Here is an 18,624-nt window from a genome sequence, read left to right on the forward strand (position 1 = left end):
GCACATCGCTGTGCGATTTATTTAAAACTTTGAATTAACAGGTACGTTTTGTCTTGTTTAGTTTTCAAAGATCATTATAATGGAGCGGGTGATGAGAATCGAACTCACGACATCAGCTTGGAAGGCTGAGGTTTTACCACTAAACTACACCCGCATTTGAATTGGCGCGCCCGAGAGGAGTCGAACCCCTAACCTTTTGATCCGTAGTCAAACGCTCTATCCAATTGAGCTACGGGCGCTTATCAGGCGACTTAACTATCATACTACCAATCAGTTATGATGTCAAGTGTTTTTTTATTTCTTTTCGAAGTCTTTTTCTCGACCTCATTTATTATACACGCTTTTGAGAATTTGTAAAGTCTTTTTTCAAAAGATCATTTTCTCATTTGTCGTTATCGCTTTGTTCATCAGCGACGTTTAATAATATACCATGCACTTCAAATTAGGTCAACACTTTTACGAAACTTTTTCCTCACTTATTATTCCCTTCTAATAATAAATAAAAAAGCAGGATTCCTAGGAACCCCGCGTCTATTCAGATTACCCGCTCACCTCAGCTTCTGCGCTATTACGATCTGTTTTTTCATAAGCACGGAAGTTTTGTTCAAGCTGTTCGAGCGACAGACCTTTCGTTTCCGGAAGAAACCTTTTTACAAAAATAACGGACGCTACCCCTAATAGGACAAAAATGAAGAAGGTTGCAGACAAACCGATGTTTGCGAGCAGGATCGGAAAAGTTAAACCCACAAGGAAGTTCACGATCCAGAGGCAGAAGACAGTGACCCCCATACCAAGTCCCCGCAATCGAAGCGGGAATATCTCCGACAGCATCAGCCAAGTCACCGGAGAGACAGCCCCCTGCTGAAACGCAAGGAAAGTGACTGTTAATGAAAGAACCACATAAGGAAGAGCAGGCGACCCTTTCAGCACGACAGACAGAACTCCGATCAAAAGCAGCACCGCAGTCGTTCCGATCAGCCCCGTCATCAGCATCGGGCGGCGGCCGACTTTGCCGAGAAGCCATATTCCCACAAAAGTCGCGAGCACTGAAATCACACCGTTAGCGATATTGCCGATCAATGCGGCTTTTGTCTCGAAACCGGCATCTTTTAAAATTTGAGTTCCATAATACATAATTGAATTCACGCCGGTGAGCTGCTGCACTACCGCAATTCCGATCCCGATAAACACAATGCGGCGCACCCACGGAACGGCAAGATCCTTAAAGGTCGCCTGCTCCATCTCAGCTTCCTTATGAAAGGCAGATTCAATCTCAGCGAGCTCAGACTTCGCTTTCTCTTCATTCCTTATTCGCCGGAGAACGTGCAGAGCATCTTCTTTTCTTCCTTTAGAAACCAGCCAGCGCGGACTTTCAGGAACTTTCAGCATACCGAAAAACAAGAATAACGCCGGAAGGGCCGCGATAACGAGCATATATCGCCAAGCGTGAGAGGTATCACCAAGCACATTGCCGATGATAGCATTACACGTGAAGGCAAGCAGCTGGCCCGTTACAATCATCAATTCATTTTGGGTAACCATTCTCCCTCGGCTTTCCGCCGGCGACATTTCAGCCAAATATGCCGGAACGGTTACGGATGCTCCCCCGACGGCAAGCCCCAGCAGAAAACGGGAGATGATCATAACCGATACGTTAGGCGCCAGTGTACATCCAAGCGTCGCTGCAAAGAACAAAACGGCAAGAATAAGGATATTTTTACGTCTGCCGTTATAGTCCGACAATCTCCCACCGAAAACCGCGCCGATCGCAGCCCCCAAGAGCAAGGAGCTCGCCACCATCCCTTCAGTCAAAGCGGTAAGATTAAGCTGGTCAGCTTCCGCCATAAACGGCAGCGCCCCATTAATTACACCGGTATCGTAGCCGAAAAGTAGACCCCCGAACGTCGATACTAAAATGATGGTTCTTAAAAATGAATGCTGGCTGCTATTTTTATTCATCTTCAAATCCTCCTAGTTTTTACACAGAGATAATATCAGAATATTCAGTTATCAATATTTACACCTATAACGTCTGCATACAAGTTCTGACCGTCCAAAACAGTTATATAAGAAGAAAATACTCCGAAAGCGTTATTATTTATAATGATTATTCGCTCTCCCCTCTCGCCAAATTGTTACTTTATAGTTATTTTGCAGTAAAGTTATAATGATATTATTGGCACTTATGTTATTATCATAATTTTAAAAGCGCTTTCAGTCAATAAATATTTCAGAAAATTTTATAATTTACCTTTATATTACCTATATGTAATCAATTTATGTTTTTAATCAACTTATTTTCACGATATACTCAATATTTAGTCTCTTTTCAATAAATAATTGATTATATATTGAAAACCCCCAATCAGCAGTTGGGGGTTTTTGATTTATTCTTCGTTTATTGTAACGATCGTTCTTCCTCTCGCTTCTCCTTTTAAAAGGGCAGGAAGCGTATCCGGCAGCTCTTCAAGTGTAATTTCCTTTTGAATAAAGGCCTCCAGACCTGCAGGCTTGAAGTCATCAGCTAAACGCTGCCATGTTTTCTTTCTAGTCTCCATCGGACAGAATACGGAATCGATTCCCAAGAGACTGACGCCGCGCAATATAAACGGAAAGACTGTAGCCGGGAGTTTCGTTCCCGCTGTCAGTCCGCTCACAGCAACTGATCCGCCGTACTGAATCTGGCTGAGAACTGAAGCAAGCGGCTCACCTCCGACCGGATCGACGGCCGCTGCCCATTTTTGTTTTTGCATCGGTTTTAACGTGCCGTTATACACTTCATCACGGTGAATGACCGTCTTCGCTCCGAGGCTCTTCAAATAGCCGCTTTCATCTTCTTTTCCCGTACTGGCCTCGACCTCGTAACCTAAGGTTGAAAGAATGGAGACGGCAAAGCTTCCGACGCCGCCTGTCGCTCCCGTGACCAGCACCTTCCCTTTTTCAGGAGCGGCATGGTTTTCTTCAAGACGCTGGACGGACAATGCGGCAGTGAAGCCGGCGGTTCCGATCGTCATGGCTTCTTTAAGTGTCAGACCTTCAGGCAGCGGCACGATCCAATCAGCCGGATTGCGGGCCATCCCGCTATAACCGCCAAAGCGGGAAACACCTATGCCGTAGCTTGTCGCAATGACTTTGTCCCCCTCTTTGAAACGGGCGTCATCTGAGGAAACGACGATTCCCGCTAAATCAATTCCCGGCACGAAAGGATACGACGTTACAATCTTGCCGTCAGGAATGGCAGCCAAGCTGTCTTTATAATTCACCCCTGAGTAGCAAACCTTAATCAGCACTTCACCCTCGGGAAGGTCCTGAACCGCCAGCTCCCGTACGCTGACTGAAAACCGGTCTTCACGTTGATCGACTACTAACGCTTTAAATTGATCTGTCATCACTACGTCTCCTTAAAATGAATTGAATGGCTTTGGAAAAGCATAGAATAAGTTTGATTTGATTTCAAATGTCCTGCCCCGTGTAGTATGATCAAAAGTAAAAACAGCGAAAGAGTGGTTACGCATCATGTCTGATAAACAAAACAAAGATAACAAAAACAACAACAGCGGCAATCAGCCATTACCGGACATTATTCATACCGCCGTTTTCAAGGCGCCGATACAAGTTGTCTGGGATACGGTCTCCACTGCGGACGGCCTGTCTCTCTGGTTTATGCCGAATAATTTCACACCTCAAGAAGACAGTGAGTTTCAGCTGGAATCTCCGTTCGGTCCGTCTCCGTGCAAGCTGCTGGATATTGAAGCGCCGTACCGCCTTTCTTTTTCGTGGGATACGGAAGGCTGGATCGTTTCTTTTGTCTTAAAGGAAACGGAAAGCGGAGATACGGAATTCACTCTCATTCACGGCGGATGGAAAGAGCCGGAAGCCGTCATCAATAAAGTCAATCGGAAAAGCTCCGAGATTCACAGTACGATGGATCAAGGATGGAACGGGCTTGTCAACACGAAACTTCGCGGGGCGGTTGAGGCTTAACACAAAAGGACGGACACGGTTTCCGTCCTTTTTTTGATGCCGATACATAAAAACTGACTTTGCAAAGACACTAACAGAAGAACCGAAAACTTCTTTCAGGGGGCGCTGTTTATGTATTATTACAAAGAAGAGCTGATCAATATCATTAAACCGGACAAGCCGGACCCCGCCGCAGCCAAGGTGCTTCAGGAAATTTTAGGCGGGCACTACGGAGAAATGCGGACGATGATGCAATACTTTTTCCAAAGCTCTAATTTCAGAGGGAAAGAAAAACAGTTCCGTGACCTGCTTCGCGGTGTATTTTTAGAAGAGATCGCACACGTTGAGCTTGTCCAGCATACGATTAATGCGCTGCTCGACGAAAGCGGCGCTGAGGGCCCCGGAAATCAGGCAGCAGATCAGGCGCCGCTTGACGAAGCAGTTAAACACGCCAATCCGCACCATTTTATCATCGGGGCGCAAAGTTCTCTTCCTGTAGACGCCGGCGGCAATCCATGGAACGGGTCTTGGGTATACAACCACGGGAACCTGATTTCCGATTTATTGGACAATGTCGTGCTGGAATCAACCGGCGTGCTGCAAAAGACGCGCATTTATGAAATGAGTTCAAATCAGACGTTCAGAGAAACACTCGGTTTTCTGATCGTCCGTGACAACGCTCATCAAAATGCATTTACAAAAGCGTTGGAAACACTGGGTGTCGAATGGGGCAAATTATTTCCCGTTCCGAATTATGATATTGAAAAATACCCGGAATGCCGGAAATTCGTTGAGATGGGTTATCATAATACCCAATTTAATTTCAGACTGGATCCGACACGGATCGGAGAAATTCTGCAGGGAACGACGCCGAGCCGAAACGGCGGCGAATTAAGTGTGTCCGAGCCTCCTAAAGGTTTCCCCGTGCCGGAACTTCCCGAGCTTCCGAATGAGCACAGCCCCGGACTGAAAGATATGAACTTGTAACAAAAAACGCCTGTTTCGGGCGTTTTTTGTTTTTCTGAATATGAGGTTTGAATGTGTTTAAAACGGGGAATATAAGCCGGGAGATCTTGCCATACGGCCGTTATTATAATGTGAGCACATTGCTGTACATACTTCGTTTCGAAAGTTGTCCTAATTTTCCAGCCGGCCGGCTGGGTATGTTTGAATGATAATGGGAATTATGTAAAGAGAACAATGTCTTTTCTAAGGAGGCAGCGAATGTCTAAGCAAGGAAACTTCCAGAAAACTATGTCACTTTTTGATCTTATTTTAATCGGCATGGGAGCCATATTCGGTTCGGCATGGCTGTTTGCCGTCAGTAACGTCGCCTCGAAAGCGGGCCCATCAGGCGTTTTTTCCTGGCTGATCGGCGGGGGAATCATCTTATTGATCGGCTTGGTTTATGCGGAACTGGGCGCCGCGCTGCCGCGGACCGGGGGAATTATCCGGTATCCCGTATATTCACACGGACACCTCGTCGGATATTTAATTTCCTTTGTCACCATTGTGGCATACACGAGTCTTATTTCTATAGAAGTCACGGCAGTCCGCCAATACGTGGCGTATTGGTTTCCCGGTTTGACCGTAAAAGGCTCCGATTCGCCGACAATTGCCGGGTGGATATTGCAATTTGCGCTGCTCTGCCTGTTCTTCCTCCTCAATTACTGGAGTGTCAAAACCTTTGCGAAAGCAAACTTCATTATTTCGATTTTTAAATATGTCGTACCGATTACGGTAATTGTGGTACTGATTTTTCATTTTCATCCAGGCAATATGACCGTTCACGGATTCGCGCCTTTTGGTTTCACCGGAATTCAGGCCGCGATTTCCACAGGCGGCGTCATGTTTGCATACCTTGGGCTGCATCCGATTGTGGCTGTCGCGAGTGAAGTTCAGAATCCGAAGCGAAACATTCCGATCGCATTGATTGTCTGTATTATCGTTTCTACTATTATTTACACCGTGCTGCAGCTCACTTTTATCGGGGCGATCCCGGCGGATACCTTGAAGCACGGATGGCCGGCTATCGGGACTGAATTCTCCCTTCCGTTCAAAGATATCGCCGTTTTGCTCGGTTTGGGGTGGCTGGCGACATTGGTCATTTTAGATGCCATCTTATCACCGGGCGGTAACGGAAATATCTTTATGAATACGACTTCACGTCTCGTCTATGCCTGGGCCAGAAACGGAACATTATTCAGCATTTTTTCTAAAGTCAATAAAGAAACCGGGACACCGCGTGCCTCCCTTTGGCTTTCGTTCGGTCTGGCTGTTTTTTGGACGCTTCCGTTCCCTTCTTGGAACGCTCTTGTCAACGTATGCTCCGTCGCATTGATTCTGTCTTATGCGATTGCGCCGATTTCTTCTGCGGCGCTGAGAGTCAACGCGAAGAATATTAACAGACCGTTTTATTTAAAAGGGATGAGCATCATCGGACCGCTGTCGTTTATTTTTACCTCTTATATTGTATATTGGTCCGGATGGCGCACCGTATCCTGGCTTCTCGGTTCTCAAATTGTCATGTTTCTGATCTATCTCTGTTTCAGTAAATATGCTCCCAAAGAGGATGTCAGCATACGCCAGCAGCTGAAATCAGCATGGTGGATCGTCGGCTTTTATGTCATGATGCTGATTTTCTCCTATCTCGGCTCGTTCGGCCACGGATTGGGCATTATCAGCAATCCGCTTGACCTGATCCTGATCGCCATCGGTTCGCTCGGTATTTATTACTGGGCAAAATATACAGGACTGCCGAAGGCTATGATCGACAGTGATAAATGACGAATGCCGGAAAGAAGTATGGTCTTCTTTCCGGTATTTTTATTTTAAGGGATGACAAAAAAGCGAATGTGCGATAAAATGAATGACAGTCATTCATAAAAGGAGGAACCCCTCTATTGGCAAAACAAAGCTCTGGAAAATACGAAAAGATCCTGCAAGCCGCGATTGAAGTCATTTCTGAAAAAGGATTAGACAAAGCATCCATTTCAGAAATCGTCAAAAAAGCCGGAACGGCCCAAGGGACGTTTTACTTATATTTTTCTTCTAAAAACGCACTGATATCCGCGATTGCAGAAAACCTGCTCGACAATACGCTGGACAGGATAAAAGGGAAAACGGACGGTTCTGAAGATTTTTGGACGTTGCTGGACATTTTGGTAGATGAGACATTTCACATCACCCGGCTTCATAAAGATATTATCGTTCTCTGTTATTCCGGTCTTGCCATCGATCATTCAATGGAGAAATGGGAAGCCATTTATCAGCCTTATTATTCCTGGCTGGAAGGCGTGATCAATACGGCCATTGAACAGGGTGAGGTCCACAGCGGCATTCATGTCAGATGGACGGCCAGAACGATTATCAACGTTGTCGAGAACGCGGCTGAACGGTTTTATATCGGCTGTGAACAGGATGTCGATCTCGAAGTATATAAAAAAGAAATATTCAGCTTTCTCAAAAGAAGCTTGCAGAAATGATTGGCGGAGACCGATCATTTTTGACCGCCGTAAAAATGACTGACATTCATTCATAACTAACTGAGGTGACTGTATCATGTATTGGCTGCTTGTATTGATAGCCGGACTGTTAGAAGTAGTTTGGGCGTCCGCCCTGAAGCATGCGGATTCGCTCTTTGATTGGATTGGTATTTTCCTTCTGATTGCCGTCAGCTTTCTGATGCTGATCCGCTCTTATAAAAAAATTCCGATGGCTGCCGCATATACCGTTTTTGTCGGAATAGGCACCGTCGGCACATATGTAACGGGCGTCATTTTAGGCGAATCGTTTTCAATCGGGCAAATATTCTTTTTGGCTTTGCTGTTGTCCGGTATTTTAGGAATGAAGGTATTTACGAAAGAAACTGAAACAAGGAGTGAACATTAATGGCATGGCTGCTGTTATTTATTGCCGGAGCGGAGGAAGTTGTAGCGGCCGTTGCCATGAAACATATTGACGGTTTTAAAAAAAAGTGGCCGCTGATTGTCATGGTAACAGGCTTTATGCTTTCATTCTTTTGCCTTTCCGGAGCGATGCAGGTTCTTCCCACAGGTGTCGCGTATGCGGCTTGGACCGGCATGGGAAGCATCGGCGTTTCGGCCGTGGGCATACTTTGGTTTAAAGAAAAATTCAACCTGTCACAATTGGTGTCTCTGGGGCTTATCCTCATCGGTGTCATCGGCTTAAAACTGACAGCTTGACGGCCTGAGACAGCTTTTCAAATAAAAAACAAAGGACCCTAAGCGGGCCCTTTGTTTTTTTATGCTGTTTTGATCTGTTCTGCTTTTCCCGCTCCGACTCCGAAAATAAAGATCAGAACGGAGACTGCGATCAGCATGAATAACGGAACCGTCCAGCCGTGCGTGATGTCATGCAGCAAACCGAATACGAGCGGCCCGAACGCGGCAAGCAGGTATCCGAATGACTGGGCCATGCCGGAAAGCGCCGCGGCTTCATGAACATGCCGGGTCCGCAGGCTGAAGAACATCATCGCCAAGCTGAACGCACATCCTCCCGCAATTCCGATCAAAATGACCCATAGCGGAGTGAGCGCCGGGCTTCCGAAAAGAACGCCGGCAATGCCGATAAGGAAAAATAAAGCTGTCAGTCCGGCGAGTGCGCGCTGATTTTTCATTTTAGCGGCAGCGATCGGCACGATAAAAGTAATCGGCAGGACTGAGAATTGCATTAATGAAAGCATCCATCCCGCCTTACTTGAGCTGAGTCCATTCTGCTGAAGAATTTCCGGCAGCCAAGCGATGACGGTGTAAAAAATAAGGGATTGCAGCCCCATGAACATCGTCACCTTCCAAGCAAGCGGAGACCGCAGCAGACTGCTTTTCTTCTCTCCGTTTGTCCCAGTCGTGCGGACAGGCAGTTCGCGTCCTCGCATTTGCGGAATCCACATGACAAACGCAATGAAAGAAAGGATAGCCCAGCAGCCGAGCGCGCCTTTCCAGCCTAACCCCGCTGAAGAGGCGATCGGCACGCTGATGCCGGATGCAATCGCGCCGCACAGATTCATAGAAACCGAGTAGACGCCGGTCATGATGCCTAAATTTCCGGGAAACTTATGTTTAATGAGACTCGGCAGCAGGACATTGCATACGGCGATCGACAATCCCAACAGGATCGTTCCGAAAAAGAGAGTGCCGATTCCAGCGATGGAGCGCAGCAGAGTTCCGGCTGTCAGGACAATTAATGATGACAGTAACACAATCTCGGTCCCGAAGCGCCGGGACAATAAAGGAACAAACGGTGACAGACATGCAAAGGCCAAAAGCGGCACTGTCGTAATGGTGCCGGCAGCCGCATTGGTCATGCCGAGGCTGTCCCGAATTGAGGAAACGAGCGGCCCGACCGATGTCAGAGGCGCTCTAAGGTTGGCCCCTATCAATATGACTCCGATGACCAGCAATATCAGTTTTTTACGCTGACTTGCTTGCAGAATTTGATGTTCGTCTTTAATTTTCATGTTCATCCTCCATGTGTATTGTATCTTTAAATACTGTGATGTATTGGTTGACGGCCTCCATGGCCTGATCCGGTTTCTGTCCGATAATCGCGGCGGCAAGCTGGGTGTGGATCCGGATAGCAGGGGTGATTTCCAACAGGTTATGGACTGACGCACAAAGCGCCTCCGTCATATGCTCGTATAGATCAGAAAGCATGTTGTTATGGGCCGCCTGTACAATGGTTTTGTGCAGCTTAATGTCGGCTTCTGCATACCGTTTTCGATCTTCATTTTGCAAGGCCGCTTCACATTCATCCAAGCATGCCTTCAGTGCTTTCAGGTCTTCGTCATTACGCCTTTCCGCCGCCAATCGTGCAGCTTCTCTTTCGAGTGCGTATCTGACTTCTAATGTTTCAAGCAAATTTGATTTTTTAATATGGCGGTAAAATGCCGCGCCGAGAACACTGGATGAGCTGACATACGTACCGCTCCCCTGCCTTGTCTGAAGCAGGCCGGCATGTACGAGCGCCCGAATGGCCTCACGCAATGTGTTTCGGCTCACATCAAATTGCTTCATTAAATCCAGCTCAGGGGGAATGCGCGTCCCGACCGGCCATTTATCCGATTGAATTAACGATTCAATTTGCGTCACCACTTGTTCTACGAGCGACAGTCTTATTGTTTTGGATATCTCCATCAAAACACCTCTGAAATTTGTAGGATGATTCTATCATTGGGTAATATAACATAAAAGAAGCGGAGATGTAAATCAGCGGCAACAAAAAAAGAGTGAGTTTTTCTCTCACTCTTCGGCGCTTTTATGAACGTTTTATATTGACTGAGGTCACGACAAACTTGTCATGACGGTGGCGGGAAAATGAATATTCAAAGGGAGTGCCGTTGTCCAAAAAGCCTACATGCTCGACTTCAAGTATCGGGTCATCCGGCCGGCAGCCGAGATGTTGCTGATCGATATCATCCGACTTGCACGCTCTGATTTTTCTATGTGAGCCTGCGATTTTGAGCTGCAGTTCCCGCGTAATATGATCATAGATAGAATGGTTGAGCACCTCGTCATTAATGCCGGGTATAAGGCTCGCCGGCATGTACGTTTTTTCAAGAACGTACGGTTCGCCTTCAACAATTCTGAGCCTTACTACATAATAGACGGGAGTCTTTTCATCGATGGCCAAATGTGCGGCGACATCTTGAGAGGGAAACTGCACTTCAAACCGGATGACCTTGCTCTTGATATTCTTTCCTTTTAACAAATTGCTCAGGCCGAGAATTTCGTTGCTGACTACGTGAACGTGCTCATCCTGCATGGCTGATTGAATGATAAACGTGCCGTGCCCTCTTTTTCTGAAAAGCATCCCTTCAGCCGCAAGTGTATCAAGCGCCCGCTTCATCGTCATCCGGCTGCACCCGAACTCCGCAGCGAGCGTCTTTTCATCCGGGATCGGCTGATCTATGTCATATACACTGCTTTTAATCCTCTTTCTCATTTCGTTGGCGATTTTTTCGTACTTATTCATCGGTTTCCTCCGGCTGTATAATGTTTGATCTGTATAGACTCCTTACGGTTATCATAAATTTTTTTCCCTGCTTCATCAATGACGTTGCAGCCGCCGATATTGAAATTGAAAGGATTTCCTCGAATTTTCTATGGAATCTCCCTCACTATTATGGTAGAATTTTTGCAGAAACGGACACAACCGAATATTGCATACATTGTATAACCTCAATGATATGGTTTGAGGGTGTCTACCAGGAACCGTAAAATCCTGATTACAAAAATTGTCCCGTACACTTTTTGTAATCAGGATTTTTTATTTTCTAAAAAATAAAAAAAGGAGTATCTGTACATGAATTTCAAAGTATTTCTGCTTGCAGCATCTACCATCGCAGTCGGATTGGTTGAATTAATTGTGGGCGGTATTCTTCCGCAAATCGCTTCTTTTTAACGTTTTATCACCGGCGCCCTTCAGCTCTTCCTGAATGACCCATTTATGATCTTCGACGCGCTTTCCCCCCGTTTCCGGAGTGTAAGATACACTGTAAACCGTTGTATCATAAGCACCTTTTACGGTTCCTTGCGCATTTTTCATGCCTTTCATATGAGAAGCTAAAATCATGACGTCACTGCCGACCTTATAAGTCGGATTTTCGGCCTTCTTTAAACCTTTCGGCACCTCGGATGAACCTGAGTGATTCATGTCTTCGTGAGAGTGCGTTTCTTTGTCTTTCGCTTTTTCGCTTCCTCCTGAAGATTGGCTGTTGCATCCGGCAAGCGCCAGAACGGGGATCAGGAGAAACATGCTGAATAAAAATAGTCTCGCTTTCATTTCAAGAACTCCTTTGCCTTTTTGATTTTTCACTTTCCCTTTCGTTTCTTCAGTAAAACAAAAAGATGGCCTGTCATTTCTCCTAATTCTTCAAATCTCTCTTTATTGCCTTTCATCAGGTGAAATTGTTCACAAAATGTACACATTAATGGAGATGCAGTATAATTCAATTATCAGATAATAGGGGGAACTCATCATGAAAACGAAGGTTTTTGCGGTGGTATTGGGCGCTGTTTTAATGATTGCGGGGTTGCTTTTGGCAGAAGTTTCGCTTTATATGGAATACATCACAATGCTCGGAGCTATGATTTTTTCTTCTATATTTATGTCAGAGCCGAAAAGAAAATTTCGCGTCATCAAAGGGGTTTGACCTTTCTATTACCGCCGTCTTCTCAGGACGGCGGTTTTGTTTTGCATGTCACTCAATCTATCCGCACAGCCGTTTCTTCTGTGCCGTCCTGATATAAAACAAAATGGGGGGCTGTTTGTGCTTCATCAACTGCAAATTCAATTTCAAGCGGCAGCGCCCTGACAAAATAACGGGTTTCCGTCATTGGGAATAATTCGAATGGTGTCTGCCCGTCTATTGTAAGATACAATCGGTTTTCTTTTACCGCCACCGATGCATGTGTGTCATCCTGAAATGAGTAATTGCCGGTAAATCTGCTGTAAAACGCAGGATCGATATCTGCTTTTTTCTGATCTGCCGGACGTTTCGGAATCACGTATGGCTGATCAAATAAGATGTTTACAGCCGCGGCAATTACAGCTTGTTCAAATTGATACGATTGTTCCATATTGCTTAGATAAATCAATGTTTTATTCTGGTCAATATACCGGATCATCAAAGTTGAATAGCCCGGCCAGCCTCCGTCGTGACTGATAATCTTCCCTTTTTGCCGGCTGTTTTGAATCATCCAGCCAAATCCGTATCCGAATTGCTCTTCTTCAATCCAATAGCCCGGTGTAAACGCTTGATCTTTAGACTCTTTGCTGATGATTTCTTCTGTATAAAGAGCCTGATCAAACAGATATAAATCTCTTATAGCGGAGTTAACGGTTCCGTCACCTTGAATCCCGTCAAGAAAGACGACATAATCGGTTTCCTCAAGTTCATCCGGCAGCACATATTCTCCGGAATGAACATCATACACATAGCCATATGCATAGTTCGGAATGTTTTCTTTACTCAGCCTTCTGTTATAAATCCGCGTATCGTGCATACGAAGCGGATGAAATACGGCTTGTTTCATAAATTCAGCAAAACTCATGCCTGATACAATTTCTATAATAACCGCTAACACCACATACCCCGTATTACTGTAAAGCCACTCCTTGCCCGGCGGGAAATAAGCATCCGGTTTATGCTGCTTAAGCATATTGATCACATCTTGATTAACGGCAATTCTGTCCCGGTCCCAATGTGTTAAGAACAACTCCATATAGTCCGGCAATCCTGACGTGTGATGGAGTAAATGCCGAATGGTAATGCCCGGATAAGGAAAATCAGGAAGCCATCGCTCTATCATATCGTCATAACGCAGCTTCCCTTGCTGCTCTAAAATGATAACGCCCAAAGCTGTAAACGGCTTCGATACTGAGGCCAATTCAAAGACCGATTGGTCATTCAGCATCCTCTTTGTTTTCAGTTCTGCAGCGCCGAATGAACCCTGGTATAAGATGCGGCCGTTTTCCGCTGCCAATACAGCGCCGTTTATTTCATGTCTTTCGTCTAAAGTGCTGAAAAGCTGTTCAAACGCTTGTTTTTTCTTATCGTTCATTTCACGAACCTCCATATACAAGCTGATTTACTCTTTTATACGAACGGCCGCTTTAGAAGTTTCAATATTTTTCCTTCTCGAAACACCAGTCAGTATACTGCCGTTCAGGCAGCCGCGGAGGTTTGATGAATGTCTTTTATTCACACAATACTGTGCAGGCTTCAAATTCAACATGCTTCTCGTCTTTATTTGCACCGGCAATTTCCATGGTCGAAAACATCGCGCAGACGACGGCTTTGTATTCGTTCATGACGGTTTGAATTTCAATCAGGAACCGTTCGGATGAAGCCGCGTATTCCGTTACGTACTCTTTCATTTTGCCGATAATATCATCTGCTTGACGGCTGAAGCCGGCCGCCTCCAAGTCACTCTCAAACTGGTTTTTGTTGATCATATGAATATGCATTTTTTAAAGGCCCCTTTCAGCGGCATTTTGTGGTTATATCTACTGTAAAGGACAGGCTTGGATAAACTTTTAATAAAATATGAACAAAATATGAATTGGCTCATCGGCCTGACCGGCGGGCTTTCGGCTGTGCTCCGTTTCATTTGGACTACATGAAATAATGACTTCTTTACTCTGTTAAAAACAGCTCATATATGATCTAATACCAGTAAAATGTTTAGGAGGCGGCCTATGTCAGCAGCAGGAAATCGGCAAAAATTTTGGGTCATGGCGATGCTTATAGCGGTCTTTGCCGTGTTCGTTTTCTCTTTTTCTGAGAATCATTCACAAAAGGACTGGCACACGGCGGTTGACCAGGCGTCAGTGAATGTCTTCGGCCAGCAGATCTTTGAAAAAAACCGTCTGGCAAAAACACTCGACGCACGTGAGGCAGAATCTCTTCTGACTCTTGTGAAACTTGCAAATGAAGAACATCACATCATCTAAAAGCCATTATAAAAAGCCTGTTTCCCTTTGGCAGAGGAAACAGGCTTTTTCCATGTATTATTGAGCATGTTTTTGTTCAATAAACCGGTCGATCCGGGCAAGGACATCCTTCATGTCCGTACATTCTTTAAAGCTTTCATTAATGGCTTGAATGCCTTGTTTGTATTTTCCGTTATGCAGCACTTCTTCCGCGGCAAGCCTTACCTTTTCAGCGCTTACTTCATCTTTTTGCACTGTATAGCCTGCATCCAATTCAGTCAGGCGGCGCGCAACCATCGGCTGGTCTTTATCGTGCGGGATGACCACCAGCGGCACTTGATAATGAATGCCTTCATTTACACTGTTCATTCCGCCATGCGTGACAAACACGTCGGCCTGCTCCAGCACTTCAAGCTGCGGCACGTACGGAGCGATGATAAAGTTTTCCGGCGCCTGTTTGATTTTCGACAGATCGGCTTTTTCCCCGGCGGCAATGACTACTTTTCCTTCAAAATCTGAGAACGCGTCTATGCACAGATTGAAAAACGCTTCTGTGTCCCCGAGTACCGTTCCCATTGAGATATAAATGACTTTTTCATTCTTTAATGAGTCAATCGGGAAGTCGACGCGCTCTTTTCTCTTCGGAAAACTCGGACCGATAAATAAATACTCATCTCCGAATGTCTCACTTTCGGGCTGAAAATATCTGCTTGTATAGACGACGTTCAATTCACCTGTGTTGTTCATAAATTGAACCATGCTGTCAGGGGCGACACCGTATTTGTCTTTCATCTCGGCTAACAGCTCTTCACATTCCCTGTCCGGCTGAAACGGCACGCCCGATTCCGGATGGAGCGGCAGTATTTTCAGACGGTCTTCATTGAACAGGAAGGATGCTGAAGAAGAGATGCCGGGAATGTTGAGATAATCCCGCACCAGCTCTCCCGCACCGAATTTATCATAATAGACGGCGTCGAATTGAATGTCCTCTGCCAGCCTCTGCACAATATGTAAAATCTCCAGTGACGTTTTGATATGAACCTTTAAAAATGCAAGTATGCCGGACGGACTGCCGGGATCAATAGGTGTCATTCTGAGCAGATCGCTGTGAAGATGAACTTTCGCCCCTACTCCTTCCAGTCTGCTTTTGTATTTTTCCGTTGAGATATAATGAACGTGATCGCCCCGTTCGCTGAAGGCCTTTGTCATACCCAAAGTCGGGTTTACGTGTCCTTCTGCGGGAAAATTGATCATCAGAATATGTTTCGCCATTTTTCAAACTCCTTTGCTTTTTTTGCGTCTCTTCCATATCCATCATAAATGACGCGGAAAAAATCATGCAAGGAACATCCGTCAGGTCTTTATGACGGTTCGATGACATCGGCAAAAAAAGACAAGGCTTTTCACCTTGTCTATCGTGATGATTCGTCTGTTTCTCCCGCTTTGAGCACGCCTTTCAGATGTTCTTCATCATGCTTGAGATGCTCCGTCATATATTGCACGGCTTTTGTTTTATCGCCCTTTTTTATTTCTTCAAAGACTTTCCGGTGCTCATGCAGGATAACCTCCGCACGGTCATCGCCTCTAAAATTAAGAACTCTGCAAAAATGAATCAGCACATTGACATGCTCAAGCAGCATGGCCAGCCGGCTGTTGCGGCTGAAATCCACAAGGAGCCGATGAAACGACTCGTTTAAGGAAATAATCTCAGTCTCTTTGACGCCTTTATTGATGGCTTCTTCCGTTTCCCGCAGCTGTTTTTCAATGAGGTCAATTTCACTCTCAGCCGCTTCATCAATAACCAGTTCGACCGCCAGTGATTCAAGTGACATTCTGATTTTATAAATCTCTTCAACATCCTTAACGGACAAAGAATAAATGACAAAGCCGTTTCGATCGTCTGCCGTCAAAAGCCCGTCCTTTTCAAGGAGCCGCATGGCTTCTCTGACCGGCGACCGGCTGACTCCGAAATCCTTGGCCAGCTGAGTCTCATTCAGCCGTTCACCCGGTTTAAAAATCCCGTCAAATATCATTTTTTTCAATTGGGAATAAAATTGCAGATAATACGGGATTGGCTTATCTAATTTAAAATTATCCATCTTTCCTACCTCTTCATACAATTTAGGCCTTATTGTTACCAAGATCATATAACAGTTTATCTATGGAAGCAACATTCCCGGGCTTGTCAGCATATCGGATGTGACGGAAACATGAAAACATACAAGATTGCCAGCATACCGGGGGACGGTGTAGGGAAAGAAGCAGTTCCGCAAGCGGAGCCGGTGTTGAACGCGATCGCCGAATTACCTGGAGGCATTGCCTTTGATTTCAAATGAATGCTCGATTCATTCGGAGAAGAGGAACTGGGCCATCTCCTCTTACAATCTATTGAAACGGTCACAAACAGCGGCATTCTGACTCCTGATGTCGGCGGAAAACATTCAACGGAAGACGTCACTTCCGCTATTATTTCTCAAATCAAGAACAGATAATACGAAAAAACCGCGGGCAGGAAAACTGCACAGCGGTTTTTTTCGTCTCAGACGGGACGGACCGCGCAGAAACAGGCCGATTCACCTGTGAAGTCCGCAATACGGCCTGATTGATCCTTTTCTACAGAAAAAAACCGCTTTATATCACGAGGAGCATCCAGCATCTGTTTTTCCAGTAATGCGGCTTTCTCTTCAGTCAGGCCTGCCCGTTCACACCAGACGGTAAATTGAAATGGTTTCAAAAAGCAGACAGCGGATTCAATCCGGAAGCCGGCTGTCTCCAGAAAACGGAGCCATTCTGTTTTTTTCCACGCCCGAAAGTGGCTCTGATCCCGTTTCTTTTCAATGTCATTATAAAAATGGTCATATTCATCCTTTTCAGGTGCGGTATTGTCAATGAGAAGCAGTCTGCCGCCCGGTTTGACAACCCGAAACGCTTCATGAACAAAGGCTCTGACATCGGGAAAATGATGCGCCGCGATTCTGCATGTGACGATATCGAAAGCAGCATCGGAAAACGGCATCTTTTCAGCATCGCCTTTTTCGAATGACACGTTCGTCCATCCGTTTCCGGTTATAAATGCTTCAGCGGCGGCTAACATTTCTTCCGTGAGGTCATATGCGATAACAGAGCGTACGAGAGGAGCGAGAGCGTTAGCCGTATGTCCGCCTCCCGTCGCGATATCCAGCACGTCCATATGCTTTTCGGCACCGGAAGCTGAAACGAGATACGCCAAATCCTCTCCTGCAGTGTGTCCTGGACTAGTCACATATTTCGCGGCGTTTTTGGCAAATTGCCGCTGCGCCTGCTGTTTAATTGAATCCTCCATGATACTCGGGGCCCCTTTTCTTTCTGATTGCTGCCTTAATCAAAATAAACGGGTTCGTCCGGATGTTTGAGATATGCAAACATCCTTTCAATCTGACTTTCCGTATTGCGGGCTTCAGATAGCGGCGGCAGTTCCGTCTCCGCAAAAAAGCTTGCCGCGCTTGTTTCCGTTCCCTCCCTGAGCCGGCCGCCGATGATCTCGCATTTGATAAACACTTTGTAAACGTGGGCAGCGGACGGCGGATGGGAATGGCATTTCTTATCCATTACAGCTAACAGTTTAACGGGCTTTACGTCGATTCCCGACTCCTCTTTTACTTCTTTGACAGCGGTCTCGCCCGGAGAAAACCCGATATCAGCCCATCCGCCCGGCAGCGCCCATCTGCCGTCGCTTTTCTCTCTTACCATTAATATGCTCTGATCTTTAAAAACTGCCGCTCTGATATCAACTTTCGGAGTGGGGTAGCCCGTGTCACCGGCGAATACGTCTTTTATGACCCTTTTGTCGATGCCGGTATGATGCGCCATGATATCCACGCTTATTTTTCTTATTTCTTCAAATCTCTCAATATCATATATGTCTTTGGAATAAGCCAGCCCCGCTTGCGCCGCGGATTGAAGCTGTTTTGCCCAATCTAGCCATTTTGGCTCCATTTTTTCACCGCCCGTTATGTTAATTGACGAAACCCTGAGGGTCCGGGTATTGCACCTTGAGAGTACCGGTGCCCATGATCCGTTTCTGCTCCTTGTTTTCTGTTTATGGAGGGGCGAATCCTGCCGGGAAAACAGAAAAAAGCCACTCATTTGCGGGACTGACCCCATAAGATGAGACAAATAAAAACACCTTCAAGTTTGAATACGGATGATTGTTATCCGAAATTAGAC

Annotated in this window: 20 protein-coding genes, 2 tRNA genes, 3 pseudogenes and 1 riboswitch; of the genes and pseudogenes, 11 read left to right on the forward strand and 14 right to left on the reverse strand. The window is 45.9% G+C overall.

The annotated features are described in order from the left end of the window. Positions 1–80: 80 nt before the first annotated feature. The 4 genes from SB724_RS18945 to SB724_RS18960 form a co-directional block, all read right to left on the reverse strand. Positions 81–154 (reverse strand) — tRNA-Gly (locus SB724_RS18945). 8 nt (positions 155–162) lie between these two features. Then, a tRNA-Arg gene (locus SB724_RS18950) sits at positions 163–239 on the reverse strand. Between the two features lie 301 nt (positions 240–540). Then, positions 541–1,959 carry a sugar porter family MFS transporter gene (locus tag SB724_RS18955; RefSeq protein WP_088461562.1) on the reverse strand — a complete coding sequence of 473 codons (1,419 nt, stop codon included), beginning with the start codon at positions 1,957–1,959 and terminating at the stop codon, positions 541–543. A 428-nt stretch (positions 1,960–2,387) separates the two neighbouring features. Beyond that, positions 2,388–3,389 (reverse strand): NADPH:quinone oxidoreductase family protein, encoded by a 1,002-nt coding sequence (locus SB724_RS18960; RefSeq protein WP_410572322.1) that lies wholly within the window; start codon positions 3,387–3,389, stop codon positions 2,388–2,390. A gap of 127 nt (positions 3,390–3,516) precedes the next feature. Here SB724_RS18960 and SB724_RS18965 point away from each other — a divergent pair, with 127 nt between their 5' ends. The 6 genes from SB724_RS18965 to SB724_RS18990 all read left to right on the forward strand — a co-directional run bounded on the left by SB724_RS18965 (position 3,517) and on the right by SB724_RS18990 (position 8,168). Further along, positions 3,517–3,984, forward strand: a complete 468-nt coding sequence (locus SB724_RS18965) for an SRPBCC family protein (protein ID WP_007609778.1) — start codon at positions 3,517–3,519, stop codon at positions 3,982–3,984. Between the two features lie 111 nt (positions 3,985–4,095). Beyond that, positions 4,096–4,950 (forward strand): manganese catalase family protein, encoded by an 855-nt coding sequence (locus SB724_RS18970; RefSeq protein ID WP_007409292.1) that lies wholly within the window; start codon positions 4,096–4,098, stop codon positions 4,948–4,950. A gap of 237 nt (positions 4,951–5,187) precedes the next feature. After that, positions 5,188–6,750, forward strand: coding sequence for an APC family permease (locus tag SB724_RS18975; protein WP_045206895.1), 1,563 nt, complete (start codon positions 5,188–5,190; stop codon positions 6,748–6,750). A gap of 116 nt (positions 6,751–6,866) precedes the next feature. Further along, positions 6,867–7,448, forward strand: coding sequence for a TetR/AcrR family transcriptional regulator (locus tag SB724_RS18980; protein ID WP_044803144.1), 582 nt, complete (start codon positions 6,867–6,869; stop codon positions 7,446–7,448). Between the two features lie 76 nt (positions 7,449–7,524). Next, positions 7,525–7,854, forward strand: a complete 330-nt coding sequence (locus SB724_RS18985) for a DMT family transporter (protein WP_227051465.1) — start codon at positions 7,525–7,527, stop codon at positions 7,852–7,854. Continuing rightward, on the forward strand, positions 7,854–8,168 hold the full coding sequence (locus tag SB724_RS18990; protein ID WP_003156024.1) for a DMT family transporter: 315 nt from the start codon (positions 7,854–7,856) through the stop codon (positions 8,166–8,168). The genes SB724_RS18985 and SB724_RS18990 overlap by 1 nt, the downstream gene beginning before the upstream one ends. 59 nt (positions 8,169–8,227) lie before the next feature. On the opposite strand, the gene SB724_RS18995 is transcribed toward SB724_RS18990, so the two are convergent. The 3 genes from SB724_RS18995 to SB724_RS19005 all read right to left on the reverse strand — a co-directional run bounded on the left by SB724_RS18995 (position 8,228) and on the right by SB724_RS19005 (position 10,956). After that, entirely contained in the window at positions 8,228–9,442 is a 1,215-nt protein-coding gene (locus SB724_RS18995) for a CynX/NimT family MFS transporter (RefSeq protein ID WP_012116961.1), read from the reverse strand. Continuing rightward, a complete protein-coding gene (locus tag SB724_RS19000) occupies positions 9,432–10,118 on the reverse strand; it encodes a FadR/GntR family transcriptional regulator (RefSeq protein ID WP_410572327.1) in 687 nt (228 codons plus the stop codon). The genes SB724_RS18995 and SB724_RS19000 overlap by 11 nt, the downstream gene beginning before the upstream one ends. A gap of 121 nt (positions 10,119–10,239) precedes the next feature. Beyond that, positions 10,240–10,956: a GntR family transcriptional regulator gene (locus SB724_RS19005; RefSeq protein ID WP_038457092.1), complete on the reverse strand. Its 717-nt coding sequence runs from the start codon at positions 10,954–10,956 to the stop codon at positions 10,240–10,242. A 176-nt stretch (positions 10,957–11,132) separates the two neighbouring features. Continuing rightward, a riboswitch (purine riboswitch) is annotated at positions 11,133–11,232 on the forward strand. Positions 11,233–11,286: 54 nt separating this feature from the next. Here SB724_RS19005 and SB724_RS19010 point away from each other — a divergent pair. Continuing rightward, a pseudogene (locus SB724_RS19010) lies at positions 11,287–11,379 on the forward strand (hypothetical protein); the annotation flags it as partial. On the opposite strand, the pseudogene SB724_RS19015 reads toward SB724_RS19010, so the two are convergent. Further along, positions 11,371–11,766, reverse strand: a pseudogene (locus tag SB724_RS19015) (YdhK family protein); the annotation flags it as partial. The pseudogenes SB724_RS19010 and SB724_RS19015 overlap by 9 nt on opposite strands. A 196-nt stretch (positions 11,767–11,962) precedes the next feature. Here SB724_RS19015 and SB724_RS19020 point away from each other — a divergent pair. Beyond that, positions 11,963–12,136 (forward strand): hypothetical protein, encoded by a 174-nt coding sequence (locus SB724_RS19020; protein WP_170930476.1) that lies wholly within the window; start codon positions 11,963–11,965, stop codon positions 12,134–12,136. A gap of 52 nt (positions 12,137–12,188) precedes the next feature. Here SB724_RS19020 and SB724_RS19025 read toward each other — a convergent pair whose 3' ends face one another. Next, positions 12,189–13,547 (reverse strand): serine hydrolase, encoded by a 1,359-nt coding sequence (locus SB724_RS19025; protein WP_410572330.1) that lies wholly within the window; start codon positions 13,545–13,547, stop codon positions 12,189–12,191. Positions 13,548–13,683: 136 nt separating this feature from the next. Then, positions 13,684–13,953 carry a hypothetical protein gene (locus tag SB724_RS19030; RefSeq protein ID WP_007409303.1) on the reverse strand — a complete coding sequence of 90 codons (270 nt, stop codon included), beginning with the start codon at positions 13,951–13,953 and terminating at the stop codon, positions 13,684–13,686. A 231-nt stretch (positions 13,954–14,184) separates the two neighbouring features. On the opposite strand from SB724_RS19030, the gene SB724_RS19035 reads away from it, so the two are divergent. Then, positions 14,185–14,439: a hypothetical protein gene (locus tag SB724_RS19035; protein ID WP_031378602.1), complete on the forward strand. Its 255-nt coding sequence runs from the start codon at positions 14,185–14,187 to the stop codon at positions 14,437–14,439. Between the two features lie 57 nt (positions 14,440–14,496). Here SB724_RS19035 and SB724_RS19040 read toward each other — a convergent pair whose 3' ends face one another. Both SB724_RS19040 and SB724_RS19045 read right to left on the reverse strand, forming a co-directional pair. Further along, positions 14,497–15,690, reverse strand: a complete 1,194-nt coding sequence (locus SB724_RS19040; RefSeq protein ID WP_410572332.1) for a macrolide family glycosyltransferase — start codon at positions 15,688–15,690, stop codon at positions 14,497–14,499. 140 nt (positions 15,691–15,830) lie between these two features. Further along, positions 15,831–16,517: a GntR family transcriptional regulator gene (locus SB724_RS19045; RefSeq protein ID WP_265973433.1), complete on the reverse strand. Its 687-nt coding sequence runs from the start codon at positions 16,515–16,517 to the stop codon at positions 15,831–15,833. Between the two features lie 111 nt (positions 16,518–16,628). Here SB724_RS19045 and SB724_RS19050 point away from each other — a divergent pair, with 111 nt between their 5' ends. Further along, the gene (locus tag SB724_RS19050) at positions 16,629–16,754 is read left to right on the forward strand and encodes a hypothetical protein (protein WP_265973445.1); all 126 of its coding nucleotides are present in this window, start codon (positions 16,629–16,631) and stop codon (positions 16,752–16,754) included. Next, positions 16,755–16,910 (forward strand): annotated as a pseudogene (locus SB724_RS19055) (tartrate dehydrogenase); the annotation flags it as partial. It abuts the gene before it with no gap. A gap of 47 nt (positions 16,911–16,957) precedes the next feature. Here the strand turns inward: SB724_RS19055 and SB724_RS19060 are convergent. Together SB724_RS19060 and SB724_RS19065 are read right to left on the reverse strand one after the other, a co-directional pair. Next, positions 16,958–17,740, reverse strand: a complete 783-nt coding sequence (locus SB724_RS19060) for a class I SAM-dependent methyltransferase (protein WP_410572334.1) — start codon at positions 17,738–17,740, stop codon at positions 16,958–16,960. 35 nt (positions 17,741–17,775) lie between these two features. Continuing rightward, complete coding sequence (locus SB724_RS19065; RefSeq protein ID WP_265973431.1) at positions 17,776–18,393, reverse strand: NUDIX hydrolase; 618 nt, start codon at positions 18,391–18,393, stop codon at positions 17,776–17,778. Positions 18,394–18,624 lie beyond the last annotated feature (231 nt).

Source organism: Bacillus sp. SIMBA_031 (assembly GCF_046535225.1).
Classification (GTDB): domain Bacteria; phylum Bacillota; class Bacilli; order Bacillales; family Bacillaceae; genus Bacillus; species Bacillus velezensis.

Coding starts and splice junctions, on each gene's coding strand:
- SB724_RS18960 (WP_410572322.1), bottom strand. CDS start 3,389: ATGACAGATCAATTTAAAGCGTTAGTAGTCGATCAACGTGAAGACCGG.
- SB724_RS18955 (WP_088461562.1), bottom strand. CDS start 1,959: ATGAATAAAAATAGCAGCCAGCATTCATTTTTAAGAACCATCATTTTA.
- SB724_RS19005 (WP_038457092.1), bottom strand. CDS start 10,956: ATGAATAAGTACGAAAAAATCGCCAACGAAATGAGAAAGAGGATTAAA.
- SB724_RS19025 (WP_410572330.1), bottom strand. CDS start 13,547: ATGAACGATAAGAAAAAACAAGCGTTTGAACAGCTTTTCAGCACTTTA.
- SB724_RS19065 (WP_265973431.1), bottom strand. CDS start 18,393: ATGGAGCCAAAATGGCTAGATTGGGCAAAACAGCTTCAATCCGCGGCG.
- SB724_RS19040 (WP_410572332.1), bottom strand. CDS start 15,690: ATGGCGAAACATATTCTGATGATCAATTTTCCCGCAGAAGGACACGTA.
- SB724_RS18975 (WP_045206895.1), top strand. CDS start 5,188: ATGTCTAAGCAAGGAAACTTCCAGAAAACTATGTCACTTTTTGATCTT.
- SB724_RS19035 (WP_031378602.1), top strand. CDS start 14,185: ATGTCAGCAGCAGGAAATCGGCAAAAATTTTGGGTCATGGCGATGCTT.
- SB724_RS18985 (WP_227051465.1), top strand. CDS start 7,525: ATGTATTGGCTGCTTGTATTGATAGCCGGACTGTTAGAAGTAGTTTGG.
- SB724_RS19000 (WP_410572327.1), bottom strand. CDS start 10,118: ATGGAGATATCCAAAACAATAAGACTGTCGCTCGTAGAACAAGTGGTG.
- SB724_RS19050 (WP_265973445.1), top strand. CDS start 16,629: ATGAAAACATACAAGATTGCCAGCATACCGGGGGACGGTGTAGGGAAA.
- SB724_RS18995 (WP_012116961.1), bottom strand. CDS start 9,442: ATGAAAATTAAAGACGAACATCAAATTCTGCAAGCAAGTCAGCGTAAA.
- SB724_RS19030 (WP_007409303.1), bottom strand. CDS start 13,953: ATGCATATTCATATGATCAACAAAAACCAGTTTGAGAGTGACTTGGAG.
- SB724_RS19020 (WP_170930476.1), top strand. CDS start 11,963: ATGAAAACGAAGGTTTTTGCGGTGGTATTGGGCGCTGTTTTAATGATT.
- SB724_RS19045 (WP_265973433.1), bottom strand. CDS start 16,517: ATGGATAATTTTAAATTAGATAAGCCAATCCCGTATTATCTGCAATTT.
- SB724_RS18990 (WP_003156024.1), top strand. CDS start 7,854: ATGGCATGGCTGCTGTTATTTATTGCCGGAGCGGAGGAAGTTGTAGCG.
- SB724_RS18970 (WP_007409292.1), top strand. CDS start 4,096: ATGTATTATTACAAAGAAGAGCTGATCAATATCATTAAACCGGACAAG.
- SB724_RS18965 (WP_007609778.1), top strand. CDS start 3,517: ATGTCTGATAAACAAAACAAAGATAACAAAAACAACAACAGCGGCAAT.
- SB724_RS19060 (WP_410572334.1), bottom strand. CDS start 17,740: ATGGAGGATTCAATTAAACAGCAGGCGCAGCGGCAATTTGCCAAAAAC.